Raw genomic sequence first — 24,263 nt, forward strand, 5'->3', positions numbered from 1 at the left:
CTTTTTATTTTCCAAGTATGACAATGTCAGCACGCTCATAAGGTTTTTGCTGCTGAACGTATAAATCTTCCCCCACCATCCAATTGTCTTCCCACATGGCGCGAGCTTCTTCGCCATCCCTCTGAATCCCCCGGGCAAGCCGCATTTCCCTCGGACAATCAACCCAGATTTTCCAATCATAATAATGTTCCAGTTCTTGTCGGGTAGAGTATACCCCTTCAATAATGACAATTCCGCCAGCAGGAACGGTATGGAACTCAGCCATATTGTCACTATCCCAATCGTACCTCTGGTAATGGCCATCCTGGTCTTTGCTCAAGGGATCCAGCACCTGGTCCAAAAGCCTCTGCCAATCAAAATCTGCGCCAATTGGTTTGTTGGCGGGCTCGTCTATTATCAGCAAAGAGGAAGGCAGATAAAAATCATCTTTATGGACGACTGTCACCCCTGGCAACTCTTCCTTCAGCATCCTGGCAAGCGTACTCTTTCCTGAACCGCCGCAGCCATCCACACCAATCAGCAAGGTGCTCTGCTTTCGCGGCATAATTTCAAACGCCTCAATTAATTCGCCCATCGAATGATAGGGGCCCTTTAATAGTTTCATAAAAACCATCCTTTCTATGTAATTCATATGTTCTATCTGATCGGACTTTTTTAAATAGGTTTCACTAAATCACAATAATTTCACTGATACTCTAAATGATGTGAGGAGTATAATATATAAAGAAAGCGGTTTCATTTTAAGAAAGGGTGTTGGACATGGACTATCTAGAAGTCAAATCTCAATTAGAAAACTTGCAGATGAAGCTCGCGAATAAGTTGCAGCATCCAGACCTGTCTGCTGTAGAAAAAAACGAACTGCAAAAAGCGATTGCTAATTATGATTACATCATTGAATTGACCTGCATGAACCATTTTGAACGCGGAGCTTCCATTCATTAAACCAGGCCTGGAGATTATCCAGGCTATTTAATTTAATTTTACTATAATACACCGCCCAAAAGCTTCTGGCTAAAATACTCCAATGCGTAATTAACCTGCTGTAGGTCATAAATGTTTCTTTCAATGCAAAATTGAATCACGAGGTCGGAAGTTTCACTGTCCGACAAAGAGTAACCGCCAGAGCTTAATAGCTTGTCGGTTTCTTTTTTTGTCAATTCAAGCGCGAGTGCAAGGGCGATGATTGTGTTTTTGCTTGGCCTGTATTCCTGGCTTGAACGAATCTTAGAAAAAAGCTTGCGATCGATCCCTGCTTTCTTATAGATCTCTGCGTCTTTGGCACCCTTTTTATCTATGAATCCAAACAGAACCTTCTGCAGCGTCGGCTTCCGTTTTTCGGCGATGAAGCTTTCAATCTCCAGCGGCGAAATGCTTTCCAGGACATAGTCCTCGATCGGGCCCATTGACTTTTCACAAACGGCGTAAATTAAATTCCGCTCAATATACTGCTGCAGTTCTTCCATTAACCTGGTATCCAGCATGTGGCCAGCCTCCTTAAAATGTCGCTTAACAGGCGACCAAAATATGGATGAATCTAGATATGATTATATCAGATTCAACTTAGGAGGATGATAGACATGAATAATAATTTGACCGAAATCATTTTTTTGCTTGACCGCAGCGGTTCAATGGCAGGTCTTGAAAGTGACACGGTAGGAGGCTTCAATGCTTTCGTGAAAAAACAGGCCAAACTCCAAGGGGAAACAATCCTTACAACCGTGCTTTTTGATGATGAATATGAAGTGCTATGGAATGGGATTGAGGCCAGGCATGCAGAACTGACAGAAGACGAGTACTATGTCCGCGGTACAACAGCGCTGCTGGATGCGGTAGGCAAAACCATTCTTGATATCGGCTGCCGGCTGGCGAAGACCCCGGAAGACAGCAAGCCCGGAAAAGTCATCTTCGTAATCACAACCGACGGCATGGAAAACGCCAGCCGGGAGTTCACATATGGAAAAGTAAAAGAACTGATTCAGCATCAACAAGAAAAATACAGCTGGGAATTCATTTTCATGGGTGCCAATATAGATGTGGCAAATGAAGCAGAAAGTCTTGGTATCAATCTTGAGAATTCTTTTAAATTCGAAGCCTCTGAAAAAGGCATTGAAAGCATGTATGAAATGGTTTCTGAATCAATCAACGAGAAAAGAATGAAGTGAAAACAGGAGGAATGATCATGACGAACAATAGACTAGCTAACTGCAAAACTTGTGGAAAGGAAATCGCCAAAGGTGTGAAGAAATGCCCTCATTGCGGAAAGGACCAGCGGAATTTTTTTGGAAGGCATAAGATTCTTAGTTTCATTGGCATATTGATTTTATTTGGAATCATCGGTTCCGCACTTGGCGGGGAAGAGGAAGTGAGCAATGAGGGCAGTACTTCGACAACAACAGCGGCTTCCCCGGTAAAAGCAGAAAAAGTATTTAAAGTGGGAGAAACCGTTCCAGCTGACAAAGTGGAAATCACTATTACAAAGTTTGAGGAAAAAGATCAGGTCGGCAATGAGTTTATCAACAAAGCCGTATCCGAAGGCGGGACATTTATAGCAATCCAATATAAAATCAATAACACTTCCAAGAAGCCGGTTGGCATGTTCGACTATCCTGCTGTCAGCCTTGTGGATGAAGAAGGAACAGAGTTTGACTCTGATATTGACGCATCTTCAAATTACGCGATTGAGACAAATGTGGACAATGCCAAGATTGCGAGTGACCTGAATCCAGGAATCACTGTTACAGACACGAAAGTATTTGAAGTATCAAAGGAAAGCTTCTCTACAGGAAAATGGTTCATCAAGGTTGGAGACAAGAAAGTTCAGTTAAAGTGATTTTAGAACCCGGTGAATACCGGGTTTTTATAATTTAGGCTGTTTTCGTAAAAATTGTTGTTAAAATCCTAAAGCCGATTTTAACGTGATTATAGCCATTTTTGCAGGTCGGTACTAAGTTGGCAAGCTCTTTTCTCTTCATAAGCGTTCATTTTGTGCAGAAACTTAGGCAATTCCATCCTATTTTGTCATCAATAGCAACAAAGTTTGAGAAAAGAGCCATAATTTAACATCTTCCAGACATAAAGCTTCTCTAAATAGAATAGTGAAGGCTGAAACTCGGACATTCCAGGCCAATCCCAGTTTGTTCTTTAATTTTTAATATTTTTTCACCTGACATTTTGCTGACATATTCGCCCTGTAAATTATGAGTATAAGGTTCATGTCCATCCTGGGCCTAAAAAAAAGATTATTTATAGGAGGATGTCAGAAATGAAAAAGAAATCAGTCGTAGGATTCACCATTGCGGGTGCATTATTGCTGGGAGGCTATGCTTCCACATCTTTAGCGAATGATGATAGCACCACCAGTGCAGCCGCAAGTACTGTTAAAAGCTTCTTTGGAAAAGGATTTGGACATAAAGGATATATGGGAGGCAATTCCGAAGCATTGATTGGAAAGGCTAAAGAGCTTGAAATCAGCACTTCAGGCAAAACAGCCGAAACACTGATGAGCGAGATCCGGGAAGCAACAATCAAAAATGAAGCTAAAGAGCTTGGAATCAAAACAGCCGGCAAGGATATCGATACGCTGTTTGAAGAAGTCAAGCTGGCCAACCTTAAGGAGAAAGCGAAGGACCTTGGCATTTCTGCAGATGGGAAGGATGCGGACGCGCTTCACGAAGCCATCCGGTTAGCATACCTGAAGGATGAAGCGAAGGACCTTGGAGTGTCTACCGACAACAAGGATGTTCAGACTTTAATGGAAGATATTCGCACAGCGAACTTGAATAAAAAAGCGAAAGAGCTGGGCGTTTCTACAGAAGGCAAAGACTTGCAGACACTTCAGCAGGAAGTCCATACTGCCTATATCAATCAACAGGCTAAGAAGTATGGAATTACAGTAGAGGGTAAGGATACTCGCGAAATTGCCCAAGAAGTCCAGACGGCCAAAGTAAAAGCAGATGCAAAGGAACTGAACATCACCATCGATGGCAAGACGATCGGGGAAATCGCCCAGGAAGTCCAGGAAAAGAAAATCGTGAACCTCGCGAAGAAATTGGGTATTTCCACTTCGGATAAGGATTCACAGGAACTGATCCAGGAGATTAGGGACAAGGATGCTGCCAAGCTTGATGAGCTGTTTGAAGATGGAATGGGCCGCTTTGGAATGAAAGGCTTTGGCGGCGGATTCGGACACGGCGATGGCTTCGGCGGCGACCATGGCGGAATGGGACAAAAAGATGGCTTCGGCGGAAAAGGCGGCCCTGGCGGCATGCACCACAATGGTGCTGGCCAGGGATTTTAATAACCTGCTGCCTTAAAAATAAATATTGTTAAAGTCCCCCGGTACAAAGCGGGGGATTTTCTTGTAAGATGAAAATATAAATATTCACTTCGAGTAGTTCCAGCTTCAGCGATTGCCGGGGCATTAGGCAATGAGGCTTTAAAGGATAACAGGAGGAGCGGCAATGAAGACGATCTTAATAGTAGAAGACGAACATACAATTTCGAGAGTGCTGGCGGTTTACTTGAAGCATGAAGGCTATGAGGTGGTACAGGCCTTTGATGGCAGCGAAGGGCTGGCATTGTTTGCTCAGCGTAAGCCGGATCTTGTGTTGCTGGATGTCATGCTGCCGGGAATGGATGGCTGGGCTATTTTAAAGGAAATCCGTAGAACCAGTGCCTGCCCAGTCATCATGCTGACAGCCCTCGGAGATATTGACTATCGTCTAAAAGGTTTGAACCAGGGAGCGGACGACTATATTTCCAAGCCGTTCGTCGGCGAAGAAGTGGTGGCCCGAGTCCATGCGGTTCTGCGACGTTCCTCCAATGTCATCGATACGGAAAATGAGAAACAATTTGGCAGCCTGAAAATCAATATGAATTCACATGTCGTCACGGTCAATGGAGATAAAGTTGTGCTGACTCCTAAAGATTGCAGTCTGCTGATTTTCCTGGCTGAGAGGCCAAACCGGACCTTCACAAGGGAAGATTTAATTGAAAACGTCTGGGGAATGGATTACGACGGGAGCGACCGGGCAGTGGACCTGTCCGTCAAGCGCATTCGCCAATCACTGGCGGCTTGGCCTTCAGCACAGGGAGAAATCAGGACATTAAGAGGATTGGGGTATCAGTTCAGTGTTTACGATAAATAACAAACCAACAACTCTTCTGAGATATTGGACAACGAGGTATCTTCTCACCCTGTTTGTCGGACTTCTGTTGCTAGGAGCCGGGTCAATGTGGTGGATCAGGCATACCACCCTGGAGAACCGGTTGAATTTAATGGAGTATCTGGCAGTCGAAACAGCAGATCGGTTCGGGCAGACCACTGCGAATAACGATTATGACCGCCTTGACCGCAGGCTGCAGGACAGGGCCAGAATTCTACAAATGGAAAATCAGCCTCAGCTTTTCATTACTGATTTGGAAGGGAACATCCTTAATTCAGGGCCGATGAAGGGTGGAAGGGGTCCCCATCACTCCTCTGAAGAAGTTCCTGCCTCCGTGTTTGAAAATGAAAATCCAATCAACAAGCTGAAAATTAATGGTCAGCAAATTTACAGTATTAAATCTCCTATTTTAATGAATGACCTTCAAACCGGATGGGTAGTTGTGATGCAAAGTGCGGATGAATTGGCCGATGTCAATCAGGAATACCGGCTGTTGATTGTTTTGTTGCTGGGGCTGGGTTTGCTTGGCTGGATTGTCATTTATCTTCTTACAAAAGAAATCCTTAAGCCCATCCAGGATGTCGCGCAGGCAGCGGCACAGGTCCGGGAAGGCGATTATGAGATCAAGCTGGATTCCAATCCAAAAGAGCTTGAAATACACAAACTCGTCACTTCCTTTAAAGAAATGACCAATCGCCTGACACAGCTGGAACAAATGAGGGCCGAGCTGCTGGCTGGTGTGACGCATGATCTGAAAACACCTGTTACCTCGATCAGCGGACTTGTCCAGGCAATTCGGGATGGAATTGTGACAGGGGAGGAGCGCCAGGAATTCCTGGATATCACGCTGAAAGAAATCCAGAGATTGCAGAGCATGATTTCCGATTTGCTCGACTTCAATTCCCTGGCTGCCGGCGCCATTACCATTCGACCGGAAAATTCCGACCTGAACAAGCTGGTCGAGGAAATTGGGCGGCAATGGAAGTTGACACAAACTGAACCCGTTGACATCAAGGTAATCACACCGGAATCAACGGTGTACAGAATGACCGATCCGCTGCGGGTGCAACAAATCCTCATCAACCTTTTGAATAATTCATTTCAGGCTATCGGGGCTACTGGCTTAATCTCCATCATCCTTTCAGAAGAAAGAATAGATGTAAAAGATACAGGATCAGGCATTCCTGAAGAAGAGCAGGCGCTAGTTTTTGAACGCTTCTTTCGTGGTGAGAAGAAGAAACTCAAGGTAAGGGGACTTGGCCTTGGACTTCCTTTCAGTAAAATGCTTGCCCGGTCGCTCGGGGCAGACTTGATTTTAAAGGAGAGCAATTCAAGCGGCACGACATTTTCATTACTGTTGCCAAAAGAAATATAAGATAAGGGCTGCATTCTTTGCAGCCCTCTTAAGCATTTAATAATTGATTAATAGATTCATCCAGTTTTTCCGATTCACTGCCATCCAGCCATTCTTCTGGAATGACGATGAATCTGGAATTGCTCCCATTTAAATAACTATAGATGATTTGGGCTTCATCGAGTTCCTCCTTGCCGATGACGACAGGGTCCCTTTTCTTATTCTGCTGGAAGAAGTAAAAGATGGTCTCCCTTATCTCCTCTGACAGGTCCCTGAACTTCTCTCGGTGGTATTGTTTACTAAAAATAATGTTATGCCCTTTGATCAGGAAAACCTTCAATGTGCGGTCATTGATCCGTTCAACCACAACAATGTTTTTATTTCCTTCAGTGAATTGAATCATATTTTCCTTATACAAAAGGATGGAGAGTGATTTCATGTAATTCCTGTATTTTGCTGCTTCTTCAAATTGATATTTTTCGGAGGCCTGATTCATTTTCTGCTCTAATTCTTCCAAGATCTCTGCATGAGATCCCTGGAGAAAAGAAATGAACCTTTCCACGATCTTATTGTATTTCTCGACCCCTGATCCTCCAATACACAAACCGTTGCACTTCCCCAGGGTATAGTTCAGGCACGGGGAACCCTTAAGTGGCTGGAGGCAGTTTATTTTAAAATACTCCTTCAAGTTCTCGATTGCTTTTTTTACATAAATCATGCTGGTATAGGGTCCAAAATAAATCGTCCCGCCACCTTCGGATTTGTCAGAAGCAATTGAAATTTTCCGGAAAGGCCCGTCCATCTTAATCGCGATATAAGAGTAAGGAAGGTGGCTTTTCATTTTCTTGTTAAAAAGAGGCTGTAATTCTTTGATGAGCTTGCACTCAAGCAAGAATGCCTCGAATTCCGTATCAGTGTGCAAAACATGAAAATCATTTATGTTAGCAACCATCTTTTTGATTTTTTGCGGATGGGCTGCAGAGTTTTGAAAATATGATTGGACCCGTTTCTTAAGGCTTTTCGCTTTCCCGACATAAATCACTGTGCCATTCTGATCTTTCATAAGGTAAACACCAGGAGTGAAAGGAAGGTTTTTGACCTTTTCTTTTAAATTCATGTCCGCTCCCTCAATTATCTCTTTTTTTGAATCCTTATATATCTTCATATTTTAGCATAATAGGTGATTAAGACTCGTTATAAGCATATAAAGGTGTAATTCTTTAAAATGTTCCCGCTTTCATTCACTATCTCAGCCATATGCTCGGGAATCAGCTCGTATCCCTTGAAACTCATCCTAAGGATGTTACCATAGGTACCATTGATAAATTGCGAACGGAAATTAAAATCTTGAGGTGAATATAGTTGTTAAAACAAAAAAAGGTAGCGTTTTTAGGTGCTGGTTCAATGGCGGAAGCAATGATTTCTGGTGTAGTTAAATCAGGCAAGATGCATACGGAAAATGTATATGTTACAAACAAGAGCAATGAAGCGAGACTGGAGCGCCTGGCGTCCAGATATGGGGTCAAGGCAATGCCTCAGGATGAATTGCCTTATGAAGATATAGATTTGTTTATTTTAGCGATGAAACCAAAGGGAGCAGCGGGAGCTCTTGCTGCCTTGAAGGATAAAATCAGGCCTGGCCAGGTTGTTGTATCAGTATTGGCCGGCATTTCGACAGGTTTCATGGAAGGAAACCTAAAAAGTGGGCAGCAGGTGGTTCGGGTTATGCCAAACACATCAAGCATGATACAGGAATCAGCGACTGCTATGTCTCCAGGGAGATACGCATCGAATGAAAACGTTGAGGATGTAAAAGAACTGTTGACCAGCATGGGCAAAGTGTTCCGGATTGAAGAGGGACAGATGGATATCTTTACAGGCTTAGCGGGAAGCGGACCTGCTTATTTTTACTACCTGATGGAGCACATGGAGCGTGTGGGCAGAGAAAACGGAATGGACGAAAAAGTGGCCCGTGAAATCATTGCCCAGACAATCCTTGGTGCAGCGAAAATGATCATGGAAAAAGACGAAACACCAGAGGTTCTCAGGAAAAACGTAACCTCGCCAAATGGGACGACAGCATCCGGCCTGAACGCTTTGAGTGAATACAATGGCGGAACAGCGATTGCTCAGGCCGTAAACCAAGCAGCGAAACGGTCGAGAGAAATCAATGAAGAACTCGAAGGTGTTCTCGTTCCATCATAAAGCAGGAAAGCTCCCGACAATAAAGCCGGGAGCTTTCTACATATATATTCGATACCCGCGAATTTTTTCAAAAAGATACTGGAATCCATACAATAAGTAAGCTTTGTAGTGCAGATAAAGGAAGAACTGGAAATGCCCTAATTTGTTCAATCCGATGATTTTAAACTTTTTCAGCACATCAATCAAAAAGAACGCGAAGATTCCATCCGCAATTGCATTGAGTATGGCGAATTTTTTGAAATTGCCATATGAAATCTTCAATAGCCACATCGACAGAGGCATATAAGGTCCAATGCTAAATGGAAGTTCGTCTCTCAGAAATGACTTTCGTTTATTGTAGAACTTCCACCATTTGCGCTTGTGGCCGTATAAATGGTTGATGATTTCGAAACCAATGATAAAAATTCCGGCAATGGAGAAACGCTTGAAACTTCTCTTGCCGATGAACAGTAACGACAACCATGGAAAAACCACTATTCCAATATTAAATAAGAAATGCCTCTTTGAAATCATCAGATGTCCACCTCGATTACTTTCAATTCTATCTATAAACTGTCCAATATTTAGTAAAATTAACCGTGAATAAAAACCAAAGTTTTGATTTTTTTCTTACTCAACTTTTCAAAATTATTGAAAAAGTGTCACTCCTTGGCATATAATCACTTGAAGAAATTAAAGGAGAAAATGTATGATAAGAAGATTTTTTACATATTACCAGCCTCATCGAAGGCTATTCATCATTGATTTTAGCAGTGCGGTTATCGTTGCTTTGCTTGAGCTCGCTTTCCCGCTTGCAGTGCAATGGTTCATTGATACGCTGCTGCCTGGCGGAAACTGGAATATGATCGTCAGTGTGAGCATTGGATTGCTTCTGCTGTACATCATCAGCACATTGCTCCAATTCATCGTCAATTATTGGGGCCACAAGCTTGGGATCAATATCGAAACAGATATGAGGCAGCAGCTGTTTCAGCACGTTCAGAAGCAGTCGTTCCGCTTTTTCGATAATACAAAAACGGGCCATATCATGAGCCGGATCACTAATGACCTTTTTGACCTTGGCGAGCTGGCCCATCATGGACCAGAGGATTTATTCATTGCTGTAATGACCTTTGTTGGTGCATTCTGGATTATGCTGACGATCAATGTGAAACTAGCGCTGATCACAATGATTATCGTACCCTTCCTGATCTGGCTGATTACCTATTCCAACTTGAAAATGAATGCGGCATGGAAGAATATGTACACCGATATTGCCGATGTCAATGCTAGAGTCGAGGACAGTGTTTCAGGAATAAGGGTGGTCCAGTCTTTCACAAATGAAGATTACGAGATTGAGAGATTCACGAAAAACAATCGCCGATTCCGCCGGGCAAAATTGACTGCCTATAAGGTCATGTCATTCAGTTCCTCCGGTATTTATATGCTCACAAGGCTGATAGTCCTCGTTGTCCTCGTGTACGGGGCGTGGTTAAGTTTCCAGGGAAGCCTCAGCTATGGGGAGCTGGTTGGATTTGTATTGTATGTGAACGTGCTTTTTAAACCGATTGATAAAATCAGTGCCATTCTTGAATTGTATCCGAAAGGGATGGCGGGTTTTAAAAGGTTTACCGAGTTGATGGACCAGAATCCCGATGTAACCGATCGGGAGGACGCGGTGGAGGTTCCGCATTTAAAGGGAGATATCGAATTCAGGAATGTCACCTTCAGTTACGACAAAAATAAACCCGTTTTGGATGGAATCGACCTGAAAATCAATCAAACGGTAGCGTTTGTGGGTCCATCGGGTGCAGGGAAGACTACTATCTGCTCATTAATTCCACGCTTTTATGACGTGAATAACGGGAGCATCATGATAGATGGCATAGATATCCGCGAAATGACCAAGAAATCGCTGCGTTCGCAAATCGGGATTGTACAGCAGGATGTGTTCCTTTTTACAGGAACACTGCGTGAGAATATTGCCTATGGTTCTCTGGTGGCAACTCATGAAGACATTGTTCGAGCGGCAAAGCAGGCGCACCTGGAAGACTTTATCGCCGGCCTCCCTGATGGCTATGAAACGCAAATTGGTGAGCGCGGCCTCAAGCTGTCAGGCGGGCAAAAGCAGCGAATTGCCATTGCGCGAATGTTTCTGAAGAATCCGCCAATCCTGATTCTCGATGAAGCAACATCCGCACTGGATACCGAAACCGAAAGAATCATCCAGAAAGCACTCGCTGAACTCTCGAAAAACCGGACCACTCTGGTGATTGCGCACAGACTGGCGACAATCAGAAGTGCCGACAGAATTGTAGTGGTCACCGAGGATGGAATCGCTGAACAAGGCACCCATGACGAGCTGGTCGAGCAAGGAGGCATTTTTGCTAACCTTCATCAGGTTCAATTTGAAACATCGATATAGGGTTGGTTTATTTTTCCTGTTTTTGCTATGATAGAGTTAAAATCATGATAGATTTGGAGTGAAGTTCCATGACAGGAGCATTGACAGGGGCTTTAGGTATCATTATGGTGTTTTCGATTCCGCTTGTCGCCATTGTTACAAGCCATTATCAAAAAGTAGCCAAAATCAAACACAACATGATTAAAGACGAAATCGAGCTTGAACGACTCAAGCATGACAACTACTTGCTTGAAACGGAAAAAATGAAACTGGAATTAATGAAGCTGGAAAGCCCGCTGGATAAAACAAATGTATTATAAAATTTTCCCCTCGTTGTGCTGCAAGGGGATTTTTTATTTCACCGACTAGCATGGTAAATCAAAATTTAAAAAAATGGTTAAATATCCCTTGTGAATTTTTAGAACATATTATATAGTACATTACAACAGTAATGCACTATGTGACCTGTTGGAGGAGGTGCGGGGTTGATCCTTAATTCAGATAGCATGAAACCGATCTATATCCAAATTGCCGAGTGGCTGGAAACGGAAATTCTTGGTGAAAGCATCAATGTGGATGAGAAGGTTTATTCGCAGTATCAGCTTGCGGAAATGCTGAATATCAATCCAGCAACAGCGGCAAAAGGGTTGAATATGTTAGCGGACGAAAACATTCTTTATAAAAAGCGGGGACTGGGAATGTTCGTCACACAGGATGCGAAGAAGATCATCACGGCGAAACGGAGGGGCCAGACATTGAAGTCATTGGTGGCAGATTTGGTGCGGGAAGCGGAGAATCTTCAGGTGACTGAAGAAGAATTATTCGCAATGATCAAGGAAGCCAAACTGGATTTAAAGGGGGATTCATGATGAGAGTGCTGGAGTTCGAAGCTGTAACGAAAACATATGGGAAGAAAAAAGCTTTGGATCAACTGACGTTTACCATTGGAGAGAACAAAATCACCGGCCTGATTGGCAGGAACGGTGCCGGCAAGACGACGATGCTGAAAATCGCTGCTGGATTCATGCGAGAAAGTTCAGGTGACGTCAGAGTATTCGGAGAGCATCCATTCAATAATCTCACGGTGTCAGCCAATATGATCATGATTGATAATGATATGAACCTGCCGGCAGCTTTAAATTTAGAGGAACTTCTAGTGACTGCCGCGGATTTTTACCCGAACTGGGATATGAAATTGGCTCGTAATCTATTTGACTATTTTTCTCTCGATCTTAAGCAGAACCATTCAAGACTGTCCAAAGGGATGAAGAATACCTTCAATGCGATTCTGGGTTTGGCATCCCGCTGTCCGCTGACGATTTTTGATGAACCGACGAACGGGATGGATGCCGGAGTCAGGAAGGATTTTTACCGGGCGCTGCTGAAGGACTATATCGCTAACCCGCGGACAATCATCATCTCAAGCCATCACCTGAACGAGGTGGAGGATATCCTCGAAGACATCCTGCTCCTGAAGGATGGAAAGCAATTTTTGCATATGCCGATTGAAGAACTTCGAGAGTATGCTGTGGTTGTCAGCGGCAAAGAAGAAGCAATGAAAAACTGGCTGCGCGGACATGAGGTATTCCATAGAAGCACTGCTGAATTCGGACGGACATATGCGGTGATCCGGAATGACCTTTCCGATGACCAGATTGCTGCAGCAAGGAAAAACAGCCTGGAATTTTCGGCGATTTCCAACGAGGACCTCTGTCTGTACTTGACGAGCCAGGAGAAAGGCGGGATTGATGATGTCTTTAACAAAGGTTAGCCTGGGGGAAATTGTAAAAAAGCAGGTCCACTTTAAATTAAAGTCTTATAGGGGAATGTTCACTTCTTTGATGGTGCTCCAGATTATCGGAATTCTCTTTTCCTTTGGAGGAGAAGGAGGCGGTGGAGGAAGTACGGAAAATTTCAGTTATGATATGAAATATTATTCAGGGAATATCATCCTAGCGTTCATGCTGATTTGGGCTTTCATCTCTGCGATTGTCGTAACCACCCAGGCCTACCGTTTCGATGATTACACATTTGTGGCCAACAGGCTGAGCAGCCATTTATCGAATATCCTATTTCTTAGCCTGGCTAGTGTCATTGGCGGAACCACCTTCCTGCTGGCGAACCAGTCGCTTAAGCTGTCTGTCTTGTTCCTGCAGGACCGGGAATTCATCGAAAGGCAGCCACTAACCTTGCTGCAAATGGGAGAGGGGTTTGTGGCGACAATCCTGTACCTGTTCCTTTTCACGGCACTGGGCTATTTTTTCGGGATGCTGGTCCAACGAAACAAGATCTTTATCATCATCATTCCTGCGCTGCTATTCGGCAGCCTGTTCATCAATGTGTTCTTAGCAAGTGAATCAACGTTCGTAATTGATGTAGGACAAATATTCGTGAGAGAAACATCTTTCTTGATGTTCGTGTTAAAGGTATTGTTCTCATCGATCCTGGCTTACGGAATTGCGATTTGGATCTCGAACAGCCTGGAGGTGAGAAAATGAGCCTGGTCATTTTGCTAGTTATTCTCTTGCTGCTGATGCTGAGTTTCGGAAATCTTTCAAATAAATTATTCGGTGCCAGATTCATGAATGGGAGCGGAATTACGAAGGTATTTACGGGATATGTAATTGTCCTGCTATGCACCGCCATTCTCTCTCTTCTCATCCCAAAAGGTGAAACGTTTCCGGGCAAGCACCTGACCGATGAAGAAATACTGGCCAATGAAAGTTTGAACAGCGATATTTATTCTATTGTCGAGTCTGGGAAGGTGGAGGAAGCAGAAGGGCTAACGAAAAAGAAAACATGGGGATTTCCTTTGGATGGAAACAATGTTTTAAGGATCGAGGCATTGAACTTGCAGGCAGCAGTTTTTGTTGAAAAAGTAGAATCCCTGGATGACAAGGTTGAGGTCACGCATTATTCCACCTATTCATATATAAACAATATTGATATCACGGAGCGATTCACATCCCCGGACATTCAGTTAAGCGAAAATTCTTTGAAACTCTTCCCTATGGAGCATGTCAACATCGAACTTGTCACATTCACGAATGCCTTTCCTTTTAATCAGTTCTCTGAATATGGAGAGCAGGTCGGCGGCAATTACGGCATGATGCAAGGTTTGGATTTCATCTATATACGCGTCCCTGCTGGAATAGAAATCTCTGGTGAAGTCCATGTCATTAACTAAGGAAACTCCTCTTTGAGAGGGGTTTTCTTTTTATGGTGATTTCGAATAAGCAAAAACCTGCGTTATAATGAAGAACGAATATTGGTATCAAATGAGGAATGTCTTATGTCATTTATAAAGAAATTCAATTTTGTCGGAGGCAGGGTCCTTAAAACGGGGATGGCTGTATTCATTACGGCATTGATCTGTGAGCTGCTTGGCTGGCCGCCAATGTTCGCTGTCATAACGGCAATTGTAACAATTGAACCGACGGCGGCTGATTCGATAAAAAAAGCATATGTAAGATTCCCTGCTTCTGCGATTGGCGCTGCTTTTTCCGTCGTGTTCAATTTTGCGTTCGATGACAGCCCTCTGACCTATATGCTTGTTGCCGTTGCGACGATTATTGCCTGCCACAGGCTGCGGCTGCATGATGGGGCACTTGTGGCAGTGCTGACAGGTGTTGCAATGATTTCGACCGTCCATGACCACTATCTGTCGAGCTTTTTTATCCGCCTGGGGACCACTTTGACCGGGCTGACGGTCTCGACCCTTGTGAATCTCCTGGTGATCAGGCCTGATTATTCAAGATCCATCAAGGGGAGAATACAGCAATTGATTTTGGAAACGGGAAATCTGATTGCAACCAGAGGAATAGAAATCACAAAGCATCAGCCTCTGCACCGGGAAACGAGGGCAGGGTTCCAAAAAATCCTCAAAGACATAGAAGGGATTGAAACCCTGTGCAAAAACCAAAAGAAGGAATGGAAGCTGCATCAATTCGACCGGAAGGATATGCGGAATATCCATTACGAATTCAAGAAACTTACAATCCTAAGACAAATCCATTATCATGTCGGAAACCTCTTTTCACTGCCTTCCATGCGCCTGCCTGAGGTAAAAGCAAATGTAATTCAAGCAATGGTGAAATCGATCAAGGCAGCACTTCATCATCCAGATTTCTTGCTTGATGAGGAACATGATGCTGTCGTGAAAGAGTTGCTTAGTTTATTAAGACATGAAGTAGAGGAGCGCGAGGCGGACGCCCACCGGTTCTCAGAAGAAACGATCATCTTTTATGAACTTGTATCGATTCATGACCTGCTTGAAGAATTGAACCACATTCATAAATTCGAAATCAGGCATCAACTGTTGCTCGAAAAATCATTGGATATGGGTTAAGGCTCCTTTTGTTGAAAAACATGAGGAGCTTTTTTGTAAATAGACTGATAGGTGTACGAGTTTATTTTGACGTCTTGCTGCAAAGAATCTTCTGTTAATTTGTTACATCTTTATGAAATAGTACTATATTAAGTTGTTTAACATGTTAACCTGCTGTAAAATGAGAATTGTTATCATTGTAAATGAAAATCATTATCAATAAATGCGAGGTATTAACTTAATGGAAAAGAAGACTTTAAAAAAGATTGCATCCATTTCAATGGCAGGAAGTTTACTTTTTGCTGCTGGCTGTACAGAGGAAAGTGTAAAAGAAGAAAGCTTATCTCCAAAAGCCACTGAAGATAAAAAAGATTATTCCGTTAAAGTAACCGATTATAATTTTGATACGGCAGCAAACATGTTTGCTTATGCAGAATTTGAACTTTCCGGTGAACCCTTGCTGGAGGGGCTTGGAGTGGATTTGGATATTCTGGATCCAAAGGAAGTCGATCAGCCTGCAAAATTTGACTACACTGCAGGCATAGAAGCCTATGAATATTCCGAGGAAGCAATGTATGAAGTAACAGAGAAATCAGGAATGGGGCTTCATCTGATCAATGGCCCGGTTGTCAGCGAAATAGCAAAGGCAAAAGACATGGAAAACCACGAGGCATTAGCTGAGCGTTATTATGAGCTTGCTGATGCAGTAGGGTATCCGCGTGAAGAAATCTTTTCAAATATGTTCCCGACTTTAATCGAGTATTCGAATGGCGACCCGCACTATATCGGGAAAGTGGATACAGAAGAGTATGCTTCTGGTGATGGGGATGCCTATGTTCCTAACTATCAAGTAAACTTTAAATCTCTTCGCTGGGACCGTGAGAAAATGGATAAGGTGCTCAACCCGGCAGCCTATGGCGGAACATTTTTGAAGCAGGCTCTCTGGGCTGGCGATTTCCTTGGCGGTTTCCATACTGTAGATAAGGATGAGGAGCTTGAAGGGGAAACGCCAAATGACGACAAGGATGAAAATGTTGCCCTGGGTGTAAGTTCACCTGACGGCATGCAGGGAATGTTCCTTGTTGAAGGAATCTGGAATAAACTCAATTATATTAAACAAGGTCTTTTTTACAACGGAAAAGAGCTGACTACGGCAGGTATCGGAAGCCAGTACGATCCTTCAAAAGGTTTTGTCTACCTGCCTCATAAAATCCAGGTTGAGGAAGATGGCAATGATATGATGCCGAACGCCAAGTCGATGAAACTTGTTGACAGCCGGAGCCTGTTGAATGACCAGTGGCTGATGCTTTGGCCGGCAGCTGAATTCTATGGAATGACGGATCAAAGGGCGGAAAATCCAAATGTTGCCCCTTCATTCAGGGCATTATTGGACGGAAATCCATACCCTTCAGCTCCAAAAGAAAATATAGATAATGAGAATCAGAATGATGTAGAATCTACTGACCCATATTCTGTGAATAAAGATGTCCTGCTTCACGTCTTTAAAAATATCGACGCGATGCATTTCAATAAAGACGAGGGAACCTTTGTCACTGAAAATGACGGAAGTAAGCAGGGGAACTATGTAGACACATTCCAGGCAGGATATACAGTCGAATCATTAAGGATTTTCCAGAGAGCGATTGACGGATTGCCTGTTGGATATGCCAGTGGAGAGAGTGCTGATGGATTGGGCACAGAAGAAGGCAAACGCGCAATTGAGATGATCAAGTCCCAGGCAGATTTTATTATGAATGAACTGATTATGGACAATGGATTGGCAGCAAAAGGTTATACAATCGGCCGGGGTGCTGACAGTGAAGAGTCACTGCAGGCACAGCTGGGTGCCATCCGCGGTCTGACCGGAGCATACCTTGCTACAAAAGATGTAAAGTATCGTGAAGCAGCACGTAATATTTACATTGCTATGGATGAACAGCTATGGGATCAAGACGTGAAAGCCTATAAAACTGGTAAGGAAGAAATGAAGTATGATGCTTATACTGCCGGTGGAGTAGCAGCTGTTTTTCGCGTAGCCATCAACAATTTGAGCAATAACGAAAGTGATAAAGAGCAGCCTGAAGCTCTTGAAGTCGATACCATTACATCTCGCTATACCGAGTTTTTTGATTCTGTCATTGATGGTCCAAGTCTTGAAGAAGGCATGCAGGCAAGCGAATTCTGGGATACTGGAGATTTTTATCTAAAAAAAGGAAAGCCAGGAAACACAGATAAAGACAATGTTCCGCAAATTCAAGCTGGACATGGAGAATTTGGTATTTCACCTGTTCTGCTTTCTGTAGAGATCAAAAAGTAAAGAGGCGTTTATGATGAAAAAGCTGATTCTTTTCCTGTTATCCATCCTGGTTGCAGTTTCGGTCGCTGGCTGTACAAAAAAAGCTAGCGGTACGATGGAATTTGATAAGACTCGTGATTATGCGGTGAACAGCAATAATATCGTGATGAATAAAAAAGGCTCGATGGTCTATACGGCTAACATTGACATCAATACCATTTCATTTTTTGACGTCGAAAAGCAGGATGTGGTGGCTGAAGTTAAGGTCGGGAAAGAACCGAGACAGATGACACTTAGTCCGGATGAGAAATATTTGTATATAACTGACATGTTTGATAACAAAGTGGATATTGTTTCTGTTAGAGACAAGAAAGTAATTGGATCTCTGGAAACAGGGATTGAACCGTTTGGCGTCATAACAAGCCAGGACGGAAAAAGCCTTTATGTGGCAAATTACCGGTCTGGTACCGTTTCTGTTTACGATTTGCAGAAAAAGAAGCAAATTAAAGAGATAAAAGTTGGTGACCGCCCGCGAACGCTTGCCATTACAGCAGACGGAAGCAAGGTTTATGTTCCTCAATATTTAAATGGCAGCATCACTGTCATCGATACTGCAAAAAATGAAGTGGTGAAGGAAATACAGCTGGCTGAATCTCCTGATAAAAATGATGCAAAAAAGAGTCAGGGAATCCCCAATTCACTTGAACAATTTGTCATCAGCCCTGATGGGAAAACAGCCTGGATCCCTCACATGCTGACAAATGTGGATACTGCAATCCAGTTCGAGGAAACGATCTTTCCAGCCATATCTGTAATTGATTTGGAACGTGATGAAGAGATCATTGACGATCGGAAAGAGCTGTTCGATGAAATCAACGTGTCAGACAGCCAGAACCAGACGATTATTGTCTCCAATCCGTATGATATCGTCTTTAAACCTGATGGCAGCAAAGTATATGGAATTATGTCAGGCAGTGAAGATTTAGTCGTCTTTGACCTTAAGCGCGGTGGGAATGCGACCCAGATCCTTCGGAGAATCAACGGGAACAATCCAAGAGGAGCAGTGGTATCTCCTGATGGGGAAAGCCTGTTTGTCCATAATGCGATGAGCCATGACTTGTCCGTTTTAAAAGCTGGCGGAGGCTCCTATTCACGGGTCAAAGCAGCTGGAAAAAATATTGCATTAGTTAAGAATGACCCGATGGACCCGCTTGAACGGGAAGGGAAAACGATTTTTTACAGTGCCAACAGTGATGAATATGCTGCTGATATTACCGGGAATAACTGGATGAGCTGCGCTTCCTGCCATGCTGATGGAGACATGAATGGGCTAACGCTGGCGACGCCAAAAGGACCGAGGAATGTTCCCAGCAATGTACTGACAACAAAAACGGGACTTTTCATGTGGGATGGCACCCGCGATGACTTTGAAGATTATTTGTTGACCGTCCAGGGCGAAATGGGCGGGATGATGAAGTATGATCCTGGCCAGCCGCTTCCTGAGGATGTTGCTCATATGTACGATGCGATGTTTGCCTTTCTGGACAACCCGGAGTCATTCCCGCCGCCAAAGAGTCCATATCGCTTGAAGACGGGAGAGCTGTCCAAAACAGCACTTGAAGGAAAGAAGCTGTTCGAAGGCAAAGCCGGCTGCCTTTCCTGCCATGGCGGAGAAAATTTCACGGATAGTGTGAAAGCAGTGGACGGCAATGGAGAACTGACAACAGACAATCAGGATTTTCTCTATGATGTTGGGACATCGAACAATCTGGATAAAGAATCAGCGGGAGATGCCAGAGCGGAAATGACAAACCCGCGCGATAATAAGCGATTTGATACTCCTACACTAAGGGGAGTGTGGGCGACTGCCCCTTATTTCCATGATGGCAGTGCGAAAACGCTTGAAGATGCTATTTCTCGTCATAATACAAAAGAAGTCACCGGTTTAACGAAAGGAGAAATCACCAAGATCGCAGAATACGTAGGTTCCCTTGAATAGTGTAAAGCTCCTCTCATATGAGAGGGGCTTTTTTGTTTTAATCCAACATTAACCAATTTAATTGAAAGAAATTCTCATTTAGCTATTGACTTTTATTATCAAGGCGATTTAATATTTAAATAGGTTAGGTGATAATGATTATCATTATCTATTGATAGATTAGGAGCATGGCCATGAAAAAGCGTTACTTGATTGCAGCTTTGATAGTACTTTCATTGCTTTCTCTTTTTGTTGGAGTGAGCAGCATCACCCCGCTTGAACTGCTTGATTTTCAATCGGAGGAGACAGAAATTTTCCTGATCAGCAGGGTGCCGCGTTTGATAGCGATTCTGCTTGCGGGCGCAGGAATGAGCATCGCCGGATTAATCATGCAGCAGCTGAGCCGGAATAAGTTTGTGTCACCGACAACTGCGGGCACGCTTGATGCCACAAGATTGGGCATTCTCGTCTCGATGCTGTTTTTTGCAAACGCGTCCACGATTGAGAAAATGCTGATTGCCTTTGTGTTCGCACTGGCCGGAACCTTCTTGTTCATGCAAATCCTGGACAGGATCAAATTCAAGGACGCGATTTTCATCCCGCTTGTCGGGATGATGCTGGGTAATATCCTATCATCCATATCGACATTCTTTGCTTACAAAGCCGATGTCATCCAGAATATGTCCGCCTGGCTGCAGGGAGATTTTTCGATGATCATGAAAGGACGTTATGAGTTGCTTTACATAAGTATACCGATTCTGGTGATCGCCTACTTGTTCGCCAATCGCTTCACGGTGGCTGGAATGGGTGAGGATTTCTCGAAGAATCTGGGGCTCGCCTACAAACGTGTCGTCAATATCGGATTGATTCTGGTGGCACTGATTACAGCTACCGTCGTCCTTACGGTGGGAATCATTCCATTCCTCGGCCTGATCATCCCGAACATCATTTCCATTTTCAAAGGCGACCACCTGCAAAAAACACTGCCGCACACTGCTTTGCTTGGCGCAAATTTTCTTCTGGTAACAGACATCCTGGGACGGGTGCTGATTTATCCATATGAGATTTCCATTTCCCTGATGGTCGGTGTCATCGGCAGCGGAATATTCCTGTACCTGTTATTTAGGAGGAGGGCATATGCGTAACTCAGTTAAATTCACCCTCCTTGCATTATTCGCGCTTGGTGCATGCGCCTTGTACTTATTCCATGACCTGAATGGCAGCTTTGATTATGCACTCCCGAAGCGGGCCTTCAAGGTAGCGGCAATGGTGATCACCGCTGCAGCAATCGCCTATTCGACCGTCGTTTTCCAGACAATCAGCCACAACAGGATCCTGACACCAAGCATCATCGGACTGGATTCGCTCTATATGCTGCTGCAGACCGTGCTGATTTTCTTCCTTGGTTCCGGCCATGTAACAGTTGTTAATAAACCGGTGAACTTCATGTTAACAATCGCCATCATGGTTGTATTCGCCTTGCTGCTCTACAAGCTTCTTTTTAAAAAAGGAAACCAGCCCATCTACTTCTTGCTGCTCGTCGGAATCATTGTCGGATCGTTTTTCTCAAGCATAACGACATTCCTGCAGGTTTTGATCGATCCGAATGAGTTCCAGATGGTGCAAGACCGGATGTTTGCGAGCTTCAATAATATCAACACTGATTTAGTATGGCTGGCGGTCATCCTGATTGGCCTGCTGGTCCTATATGCATGGAGATTCACGCCGTACCTCGATGTGCTGTCACTGGGCAGGGAAAATGCGATCAACCTGGGAGTTCCTTATGACTCTATCGTAAAAAAAATGCTTGTGCTCGTTGCCGTATTCATCTCAATATCTACCGCTCTGGTAGGACCGCTGACCTTTCTTGGTTTGATTGTAGCGAATCTATCCTATCAAGCTTTTAAAACTTACCGGCACAGCGTCCTCATTAGCGGGGCGATTTTAATCAGTGTAATCGCCATTGTCGGCGGACAGTGGATTGTCGAAAGAGTCTTCACATTCTCCACGACGCTGAGTGTCATCATCAATTTCATCGGTGGCGTATATTTCATCTATTTACTGCTGAAGGAGAGTCGATCAACATGATCAAGGTTCGTTCACTGTCCAAGTTTTACGGAAAGAAGAGCGTGGTCGAGGATGTGACCGTCAACATTGAAAGAGGGAAAATCACTTCCTTTATCGGACCAAATGGCGCCGGCAAGTCAACGCTGCTTTCGATGGTCAGCCGGCTGCTCGATGCTGATTCGGGGGAGGTGCTGATTGACCAGACAGATGTCAGAAAGATGAAGTCCAATGATTTTTCCAGGGTGGTTTCGATCCTTAAGCAATCGAATTACATGAATGTCCGCCTGACCATCCGCGAGCTCGTTTCCTTCGGCAGGTTTCCTTATTCAAAGGGAAGGCTGACCGAGGAGGATGAGCGTTTTGTCGACCAGGCTATAAACTACATGCACCTAACCGATATGCAGGACCGTTACCTTGATGAATTATCCGGCGGGCAAAAACAGCGGGCGTTCATCGCAATGGTCATCGCCCAGGATACGAAGTACATACTGCTTGATGAACCGCTAAACAACCTGGATATGAAGCACTCAGTGCAAATCATGAAAATCCTTCGCCAGCTTGTCGATGATCTTGGGAAAACAGTTGTCATTGTCCTCCATGACATCAACTTTGCTTCCGTTTACTCAGACCGGATTGTTGCTTTGAAGGATGGAAAAGTCATCAAGGATGGCCCTGCACAGGAAATCATCCAGTCAGACGCGTTAAAAGAAATCTATGATATGGATATTCCAATCCAGGAAGTGAACAATTGCCGGATATGCGTTTACTTTAATTCTTAAGAAAAGGAGAGTTTTAAGATGAAAAAGTTCAGTTGGTTGGTACTTGTTATCACGATGTTATTCACATTGGCAGCATGTGGACCAGAGGAAAAGACAGAAGCAACTTCAGCTTCGGGTACTGGTGAAGCAAAGGAAATGAAGGTCACGCATGAATACGGTGAGGCCACTGTCAAAAAGAATCCAGAAAAGGTCGTCGTCTTTGACTTCGGTGTTCTTGATACACTTGATGAATTGGACGTCGAAGTGACAGGTGTTCCGCAGGCAATCGTTCCTGAATACTTGAATAAGTATGCTGGCAAGGAATACATCAATGTCGGCAGTCTGAAGGAACCTGACTTTGAAGCCATCCACGATATGAACCCTGACGTCATCTTCATTTCAGCAAGACAGGCAGAGCTGTACGATCAGTTTGAAGAAATTGCTCCAACCGTGTTTGTGGGAATGGACTACACTGATTACATGGGTTCTTTTGAGAAGAACATGAAATTGATCGGAGAAATTTTTGAAAAAGAAAAAGTGGTGGCAGATAAGTTGAAGGAAATCAATGCAAGTGTCGCAGAAATCAATAAAGAGGCTTCTTCTGCTGACGAAAAAGCATTGCTTGTCCTCGCAAATGAAGGGAAAGTCAGTGCATATGGTGCAGGATCACGTTACGGATTCATCCACGATGAGTTCGGATTCAAGGCAGCAGATGAAAAAATCGAAGCTTCCACCCACGGCCAGAGCATCACATTTGAATACATTCTTGAGAAAAACCCGGGCATACTGTTCGTCATCGACCGAACTGCTGCTGTCGGTGGAGAAGTCGGTGCGAAGGAAACCATCGAAAATGAACTAGTGAAAAAGACTGACGCATTCAAAAACGGCAAAATTATTTACCTTGACGGAACCAACTGGTACTTAAGCGGCGGAGGGTTGCAGTCATTACAGTCGATGATCGATGAAGTGAGGTCGGCATTATAATGTTCTATCAAATCAAAAGATTGCTGGTGAAAGAGGGACACTCCAGCCAGGCAGCCGAGCGCTTTTCAAAAAAGGGCATGCTGATCGAACAACAGCCAGGCTTCCTGGGCAAACAGGTTCTGGTAAAAAAGAACCGCCGGGGCGATGAAGAAGTAATGGTCCTGATCAGCTGGCAATCAGAACAGGACTGGAAGAACTGGGAAAAGCACCCCGACCATATCGCAGGACACAAAGCAAAAGTCGGCCAGCCAAAGCCTGACTATATTCTCGAATCATCCCAGGATATTTATGATGTGATTTAAAGGAAAGAGACTCAATATCGAGTCTCTTTTTAATTGGAAAAAAACTGCGTTATTTTCCAATTCGCTAAAAAAATAGAAAAATCGCTATAAAAAAGAGAAAATCGCTATAAAAAAGAGAAAATCGCTATAAAAATAAAAAAATAGCTATAAAGAAGAGCAACTTGCAATATAAATTATAATTCCTCTATAAATAGATGAATGGTACTGAAGCTTTTGATATAAAAAGTGTATGAAAAAGCAGGTTTCTCTGCATTAGCATCTCGAACCGCTCAAATATCGTTTAAGGAACTCTTCTTTGAGGAAAATCTATTAAGAAAAACGTTTTCATCAGAGAGATGTTGTTTTTGTAATAAATTCGTCAATGTCTTGGTTAGGAAATGGCCAGGCATCGTGCTATCCTATAATGTGTAGAATTTCACAAACGTTATTAACTTGGAGGAATCA

The 24,263-nt window shown here is 43.7% G+C and carries 25 protein-coding genes; 21 read left to right on the plus strand and 4 right to left on the minus strand.

Features of this window, described 5'->3' with window-relative positions; genetic code table 11:
* Positions 1-4: 4 nt before the first annotated feature.
* Positions 5-574: a uridine kinase family protein gene (locus B5X77_RS03650; protein WP_139378306.1), complete on the minus strand. Its 570-nt coding sequence runs from the start codon at positions 572-574 to the stop codon at positions 5-7.
* 185 nt (positions 575-759) lie between these two features.
* On the opposite strand from B5X77_RS03650, the gene B5X77_RS03655 reads away from it, so the two are divergent.
* A complete protein-coding gene (locus B5X77_RS03655; RefSeq protein WP_079505195.1) occupies positions 760-942 on the plus strand; it encodes a DUF3896 family protein in 183 nt (60 codons plus the stop codon).
* 41 nt (positions 943-983) lie between these two features.
* Here B5X77_RS03655 and B5X77_RS03660 read toward each other — a convergent pair whose 3' ends face one another.
* Positions 984-1,481 carry a hypothetical protein gene (locus B5X77_RS03660; protein WP_079505197.1) on the minus strand — a complete coding sequence of 166 codons (498 nt, stop codon included), beginning with the start codon at positions 1,479-1,481 and terminating at the stop codon, positions 984-986.
* A gap of 96 nt (positions 1,482-1,577) precedes the next feature.
* Between B5X77_RS03660 and B5X77_RS03665 the strand changes: the two genes are divergently transcribed.
* From B5X77_RS03665 to B5X77_RS03685, 5 genes are all read left to right on the plus strand, one after another.
* Positions 1,578-2,162 (plus strand): vWA domain-containing protein, encoded by a 585-nt coding sequence (locus B5X77_RS03665; RefSeq protein ID WP_079505199.1) that lies wholly within the window; start codon positions 1,578-1,580, stop codon positions 2,160-2,162.
* Positions 2,163-2,179: 17 nt separating this feature from the next.
* Positions 2,180-2,830 carry a DUF4352 domain-containing protein gene (locus tag B5X77_RS03670; RefSeq protein ID WP_079505201.1) on the plus strand — a complete coding sequence of 217 codons (651 nt, stop codon included), beginning with the start codon at positions 2,180-2,182 and terminating at the stop codon, positions 2,828-2,830.
* 432 nt (positions 2,831-3,262) lie between these two features.
* Positions 3,263-4,297, plus strand: a complete 1,035-nt coding sequence (locus tag B5X77_RS03675) for a hypothetical protein (protein WP_079505203.1) — start codon at positions 3,263-3,265, stop codon at positions 4,295-4,297.
* Between the two features lie 163 nt (positions 4,298-4,460).
* Positions 4,461-5,147: a response regulator transcription factor gene (locus B5X77_RS03680; RefSeq protein ID WP_079505205.1), complete on the plus strand. Its 687-nt coding sequence runs from the start codon at positions 4,461-4,463 to the stop codon at positions 5,145-5,147.
* Positions 5,148-5,232: 85 nt separating this feature from the next.
* Positions 5,233-6,540 (plus strand): HAMP domain-containing sensor histidine kinase, encoded by a 1,308-nt coding sequence (locus tag B5X77_RS03685; protein WP_257391706.1) that lies wholly within the window; start codon positions 5,233-5,235, stop codon positions 6,538-6,540.
* Between the two features lie 28 nt (positions 6,541-6,568).
* Here B5X77_RS03685 and B5X77_RS03690 read toward each other — a convergent pair whose 3' ends face one another.
* Positions 6,569-7,636, minus strand: coding sequence for a GIY-YIG nuclease family protein (locus B5X77_RS03690; protein ID WP_176167222.1), 1,068 nt, complete (start codon positions 7,634-7,636; stop codon positions 6,569-6,571).
* Between the two features lie 245 nt (positions 7,637-7,881).
* Here B5X77_RS03690 and proC point away from each other — a divergent pair, with 245 nt between their 5' ends.
* A complete protein-coding gene (proC, locus tag B5X77_RS03695; RefSeq protein WP_079505211.1) occupies positions 7,882-8,724 on the plus strand; it encodes a pyrroline-5-carboxylate reductase in 843 nt (280 codons plus the stop codon).
* Positions 8,725-8,760: 36 nt separating this feature from the next.
* On the opposite strand, the gene B5X77_RS03700 is transcribed toward proC, so the two are convergent.
* The gene (locus B5X77_RS03700; protein ID WP_079505213.1) at positions 8,761-9,237 is read right to left on the minus strand and encodes a hypothetical protein; all 477 of its coding nucleotides are present in this window, start codon (positions 9,235-9,237) and stop codon (positions 8,761-8,763) included.
* 175 nt (positions 9,238-9,412) lie between these two features.
* On the opposite strand from B5X77_RS03700, the gene B5X77_RS03705 reads away from it, so the two are divergent.
* From B5X77_RS03705 to B5X77_RS03770, 14 genes are all read left to right on the plus strand, one after another.
* A complete protein-coding gene (locus B5X77_RS03705; RefSeq protein ID WP_079505215.1) occupies positions 9,413-11,128 on the plus strand; it encodes an ABC transporter ATP-binding protein in 1,716 nt (571 codons plus the stop codon).
* Between the two features lie 68 nt (positions 11,129-11,196).
* A complete protein-coding gene (locus B5X77_RS03710; protein WP_373887794.1) occupies positions 11,197-11,427 on the plus strand; it encodes a hypothetical protein in 231 nt (76 codons plus the stop codon).
* A gap of 165 nt (positions 11,428-11,592) precedes the next feature.
* A complete protein-coding gene (locus B5X77_RS03715; RefSeq protein WP_079505217.1) occupies positions 11,593-11,976 on the plus strand; it encodes a GntR family transcriptional regulator in 384 nt (127 codons plus the stop codon).
* Positions 11,973-12,878, plus strand: a complete 906-nt coding sequence (locus B5X77_RS03720) for an ABC transporter ATP-binding protein (RefSeq protein ID WP_306807284.1) — start codon at positions 11,973-11,975, stop codon at positions 12,876-12,878. Before B5X77_RS03715 ends, B5X77_RS03720 begins: the two co-directional genes overlap by 4 nt.
* The gene (locus tag B5X77_RS03725) at positions 12,856-13,605 is read left to right on the plus strand and encodes a hypothetical protein (RefSeq protein WP_139378293.1); all 750 of its coding nucleotides are present in this window, start codon (positions 12,856-12,858) and stop codon (positions 13,603-13,605) included. Before B5X77_RS03720 ends, B5X77_RS03725 begins: the two co-directional genes overlap by 23 nt.
* On the plus strand, positions 13,602-14,294 hold the full coding sequence (locus tag B5X77_RS03730; protein WP_079505223.1) for a hypothetical protein: 693 nt from the start codon (positions 13,602-13,604) through the stop codon (positions 14,292-14,294). Before B5X77_RS03725 ends, B5X77_RS03730 begins: the two co-directional genes overlap by 4 nt.
* 105 nt (positions 14,295-14,399) lie before the next feature.
* On the plus strand, positions 14,400-15,455 hold the full coding sequence (locus B5X77_RS03735; protein ID WP_079505225.1) for an aromatic acid exporter family protein: 1,056 nt from the start codon (positions 14,400-14,402) through the stop codon (positions 15,453-15,455).
* 220 nt (positions 15,456-15,675) lie between these two features.
* On the plus strand, positions 15,676-17,751 hold the full coding sequence (locus tag B5X77_RS03740) for a hypothetical protein (protein ID WP_079505227.1): 2,076 nt from the start codon (positions 15,676-15,678) through the stop codon (positions 17,749-17,751).
* Between the two features lie 13 nt (positions 17,752-17,764).
* The gene (locus B5X77_RS03745; RefSeq protein WP_079505229.1) at positions 17,765-19,729 is read left to right on the plus strand and encodes a beta-propeller fold lactonase family protein; all 1,965 of its coding nucleotides are present in this window, start codon (positions 17,765-17,767) and stop codon (positions 19,727-19,729) included.
* A 173-nt stretch (positions 19,730-19,902) separates the two neighbouring features.
* Positions 19,903-20,853, plus strand: a complete 951-nt coding sequence (locus tag B5X77_RS03750) for an ABC transporter permease (protein ID WP_079505231.1) — start codon at positions 19,903-19,905, stop codon at positions 20,851-20,853.
* Positions 20,846-21,796 carry an iron chelate uptake ABC transporter family permease subunit gene (locus B5X77_RS03755; protein ID WP_079505233.1) on the plus strand — a complete coding sequence of 317 codons (951 nt, stop codon included), beginning with the start codon at positions 20,846-20,848 and terminating at the stop codon, positions 21,794-21,796. Before B5X77_RS03750 ends, B5X77_RS03755 begins: the two co-directional genes overlap by 8 nt.
* Positions 21,793-22,554, plus strand: a complete 762-nt coding sequence (locus tag B5X77_RS03760) for an iron ABC transporter ATP-binding protein (RefSeq protein ID WP_079505235.1) — start codon at positions 21,793-21,795, stop codon at positions 22,552-22,554. Before B5X77_RS03755 ends, B5X77_RS03760 begins: the two co-directional genes overlap by 4 nt.
* An 18-nt stretch (positions 22,555-22,572) precedes the next feature.
* A complete protein-coding gene (locus B5X77_RS03765; protein ID WP_079505237.1) occupies positions 22,573-23,517 on the plus strand; it encodes a siderophore ABC transporter substrate-binding protein in 945 nt (314 codons plus the stop codon).
* Positions 23,517-23,819 carry an antibiotic biosynthesis monooxygenase family protein gene (locus tag B5X77_RS03770; RefSeq protein WP_079505239.1) on the plus strand — a complete coding sequence of 101 codons (303 nt, stop codon included), beginning with the start codon at positions 23,517-23,519 and terminating at the stop codon, positions 23,817-23,819. The genes B5X77_RS03765 and B5X77_RS03770 overlap by 1 nt, the downstream gene beginning before the upstream one ends.
* The last annotated feature ends 444 nt before the right edge of the window (positions 23,820-24,263 follow it).

Origin of the sequence: Mesobacillus jeotgali, assembly GCF_900166585.1 — a bacterium.
Lineage (GTDB): Bacteria > Bacillota > Bacilli > Bacillales > Cytobacillaceae > Mesobacillus > Mesobacillus jeotgali_A.

What these genes read in the sequence shown, in the direction of transcription:
- B5X77_RS03650 (WP_139378306.1), bottom strand. Translation starts at nt 574, where the DNA reads ATGGGCGAATTAATTGAGGCGTTTGAAATTATGCCGCGAAAGCAGAGC.
- B5X77_RS03655 (WP_079505195.1), top strand. Translation starts at nt 760, where the DNA reads ATGGACTATCTAGAAGTCAAATCTCAATTAGAAAACTTGCAGATGAAG.
- B5X77_RS03660 (WP_079505197.1), bottom strand. Translation starts at nt 1,481, where the DNA reads ATGCTGGATACCAGGTTAATGGAAGAACTGCAGCAGTATATTGAGCGG.
- B5X77_RS03665 (WP_079505199.1), top strand. Translation starts at nt 1,578, where the DNA reads ATGAATAATAATTTGACCGAAATCATTTTTTTGCTTGACCGCAGCGGT.
- B5X77_RS03670 (WP_079505201.1), top strand. Translation starts at nt 2,180, where the DNA reads ATGACGAACAATAGACTAGCTAACTGCAAAACTTGTGGAAAGGAAATC.
- B5X77_RS03675 (WP_079505203.1), top strand. Translation starts at nt 3,263, where the DNA reads ATGAAAAAGAAATCAGTCGTAGGATTCACCATTGCGGGTGCATTATTG.
- B5X77_RS03680 (WP_079505205.1), top strand. Translation starts at nt 4,461, where the DNA reads ATGAAGACGATCTTAATAGTAGAAGACGAACATACAATTTCGAGAGTG.
- B5X77_RS03685 (WP_257391706.1), top strand. Translation starts at nt 5,233, where the DNA reads ATGTGGTGGATCAGGCATACCACCCTGGAGAACCGGTTGAATTTAATG.
- B5X77_RS03690 (WP_176167222.1), bottom strand. Translation starts at nt 7,636, where the DNA reads ATGAATTTAAAAGAAAAGGTCAAAAACCTTCCTTTCACTCCTGGTGTT.
- B5X77_RS03700 (WP_079505213.1), bottom strand. Translation starts at nt 9,237, where the DNA reads ATGATTTCAAAGAGGCATTTCTTATTTAATATTGGAATAGTGGTTTTT.
- B5X77_RS03705 (WP_079505215.1), top strand. Translation starts at nt 9,413, where the DNA reads ATGATAAGAAGATTTTTTACATATTACCAGCCTCATCGAAGGCTATTC.
- B5X77_RS03710 (WP_373887794.1), top strand. Translation starts at nt 11,197, where the DNA reads ATGACAGGAGCATTGACAGGGGCTTTAGGTATCATTATGGTGTTTTCG.
- B5X77_RS03720 (WP_306807284.1), top strand. Translation starts at nt 11,973, where the DNA reads ATGATGAGAGTGCTGGAGTTCGAAGCTGTAACGAAAACATATGGGAAG.
- B5X77_RS03725 (WP_139378293.1), top strand. Translation starts at nt 12,856, where the DNA reads ATGATGTCTTTAACAAAGGTTAGCCTGGGGGAAATTGTAAAAAAGCAG.
- B5X77_RS03730 (WP_079505223.1), top strand. Translation starts at nt 13,602, where the DNA reads ATGAGCCTGGTCATTTTGCTAGTTATTCTCTTGCTGCTGATGCTGAGT.
- B5X77_RS03735 (WP_079505225.1), top strand. Translation starts at nt 14,400, where the DNA reads ATGTCATTTATAAAGAAATTCAATTTTGTCGGAGGCAGGGTCCTTAAA.
- B5X77_RS03740 (WP_079505227.1), top strand. Translation starts at nt 15,676, where the DNA reads ATGGAAAAGAAGACTTTAAAAAAGATTGCATCCATTTCAATGGCAGGA.
- B5X77_RS03745 (WP_079505229.1), top strand. Translation starts at nt 17,765, where the DNA reads ATGAAAAAGCTGATTCTTTTCCTGTTATCCATCCTGGTTGCAGTTTCG.
- B5X77_RS03750 (WP_079505231.1), top strand. Translation starts at nt 19,903, where the DNA reads ATGAAAAAGCGTTACTTGATTGCAGCTTTGATAGTACTTTCATTGCTT.
- B5X77_RS03755 (WP_079505233.1), top strand. Translation starts at nt 20,846, where the DNA reads ATGCGTAACTCAGTTAAATTCACCCTCCTTGCATTATTCGCGCTTGGT.
- B5X77_RS03760 (WP_079505235.1), top strand. Translation starts at nt 21,793, where the DNA reads ATGATCAAGGTTCGTTCACTGTCCAAGTTTTACGGAAAGAAGAGCGTG.
- B5X77_RS03765 (WP_079505237.1), top strand. Translation starts at nt 22,573, where the DNA reads ATGAAAAAGTTCAGTTGGTTGGTACTTGTTATCACGATGTTATTCACA.
- B5X77_RS03770 (WP_079505239.1), top strand. Translation starts at nt 23,517, where the DNA reads ATGTTCTATCAAATCAAAAGATTGCTGGTGAAAGAGGGACACTCCAGC.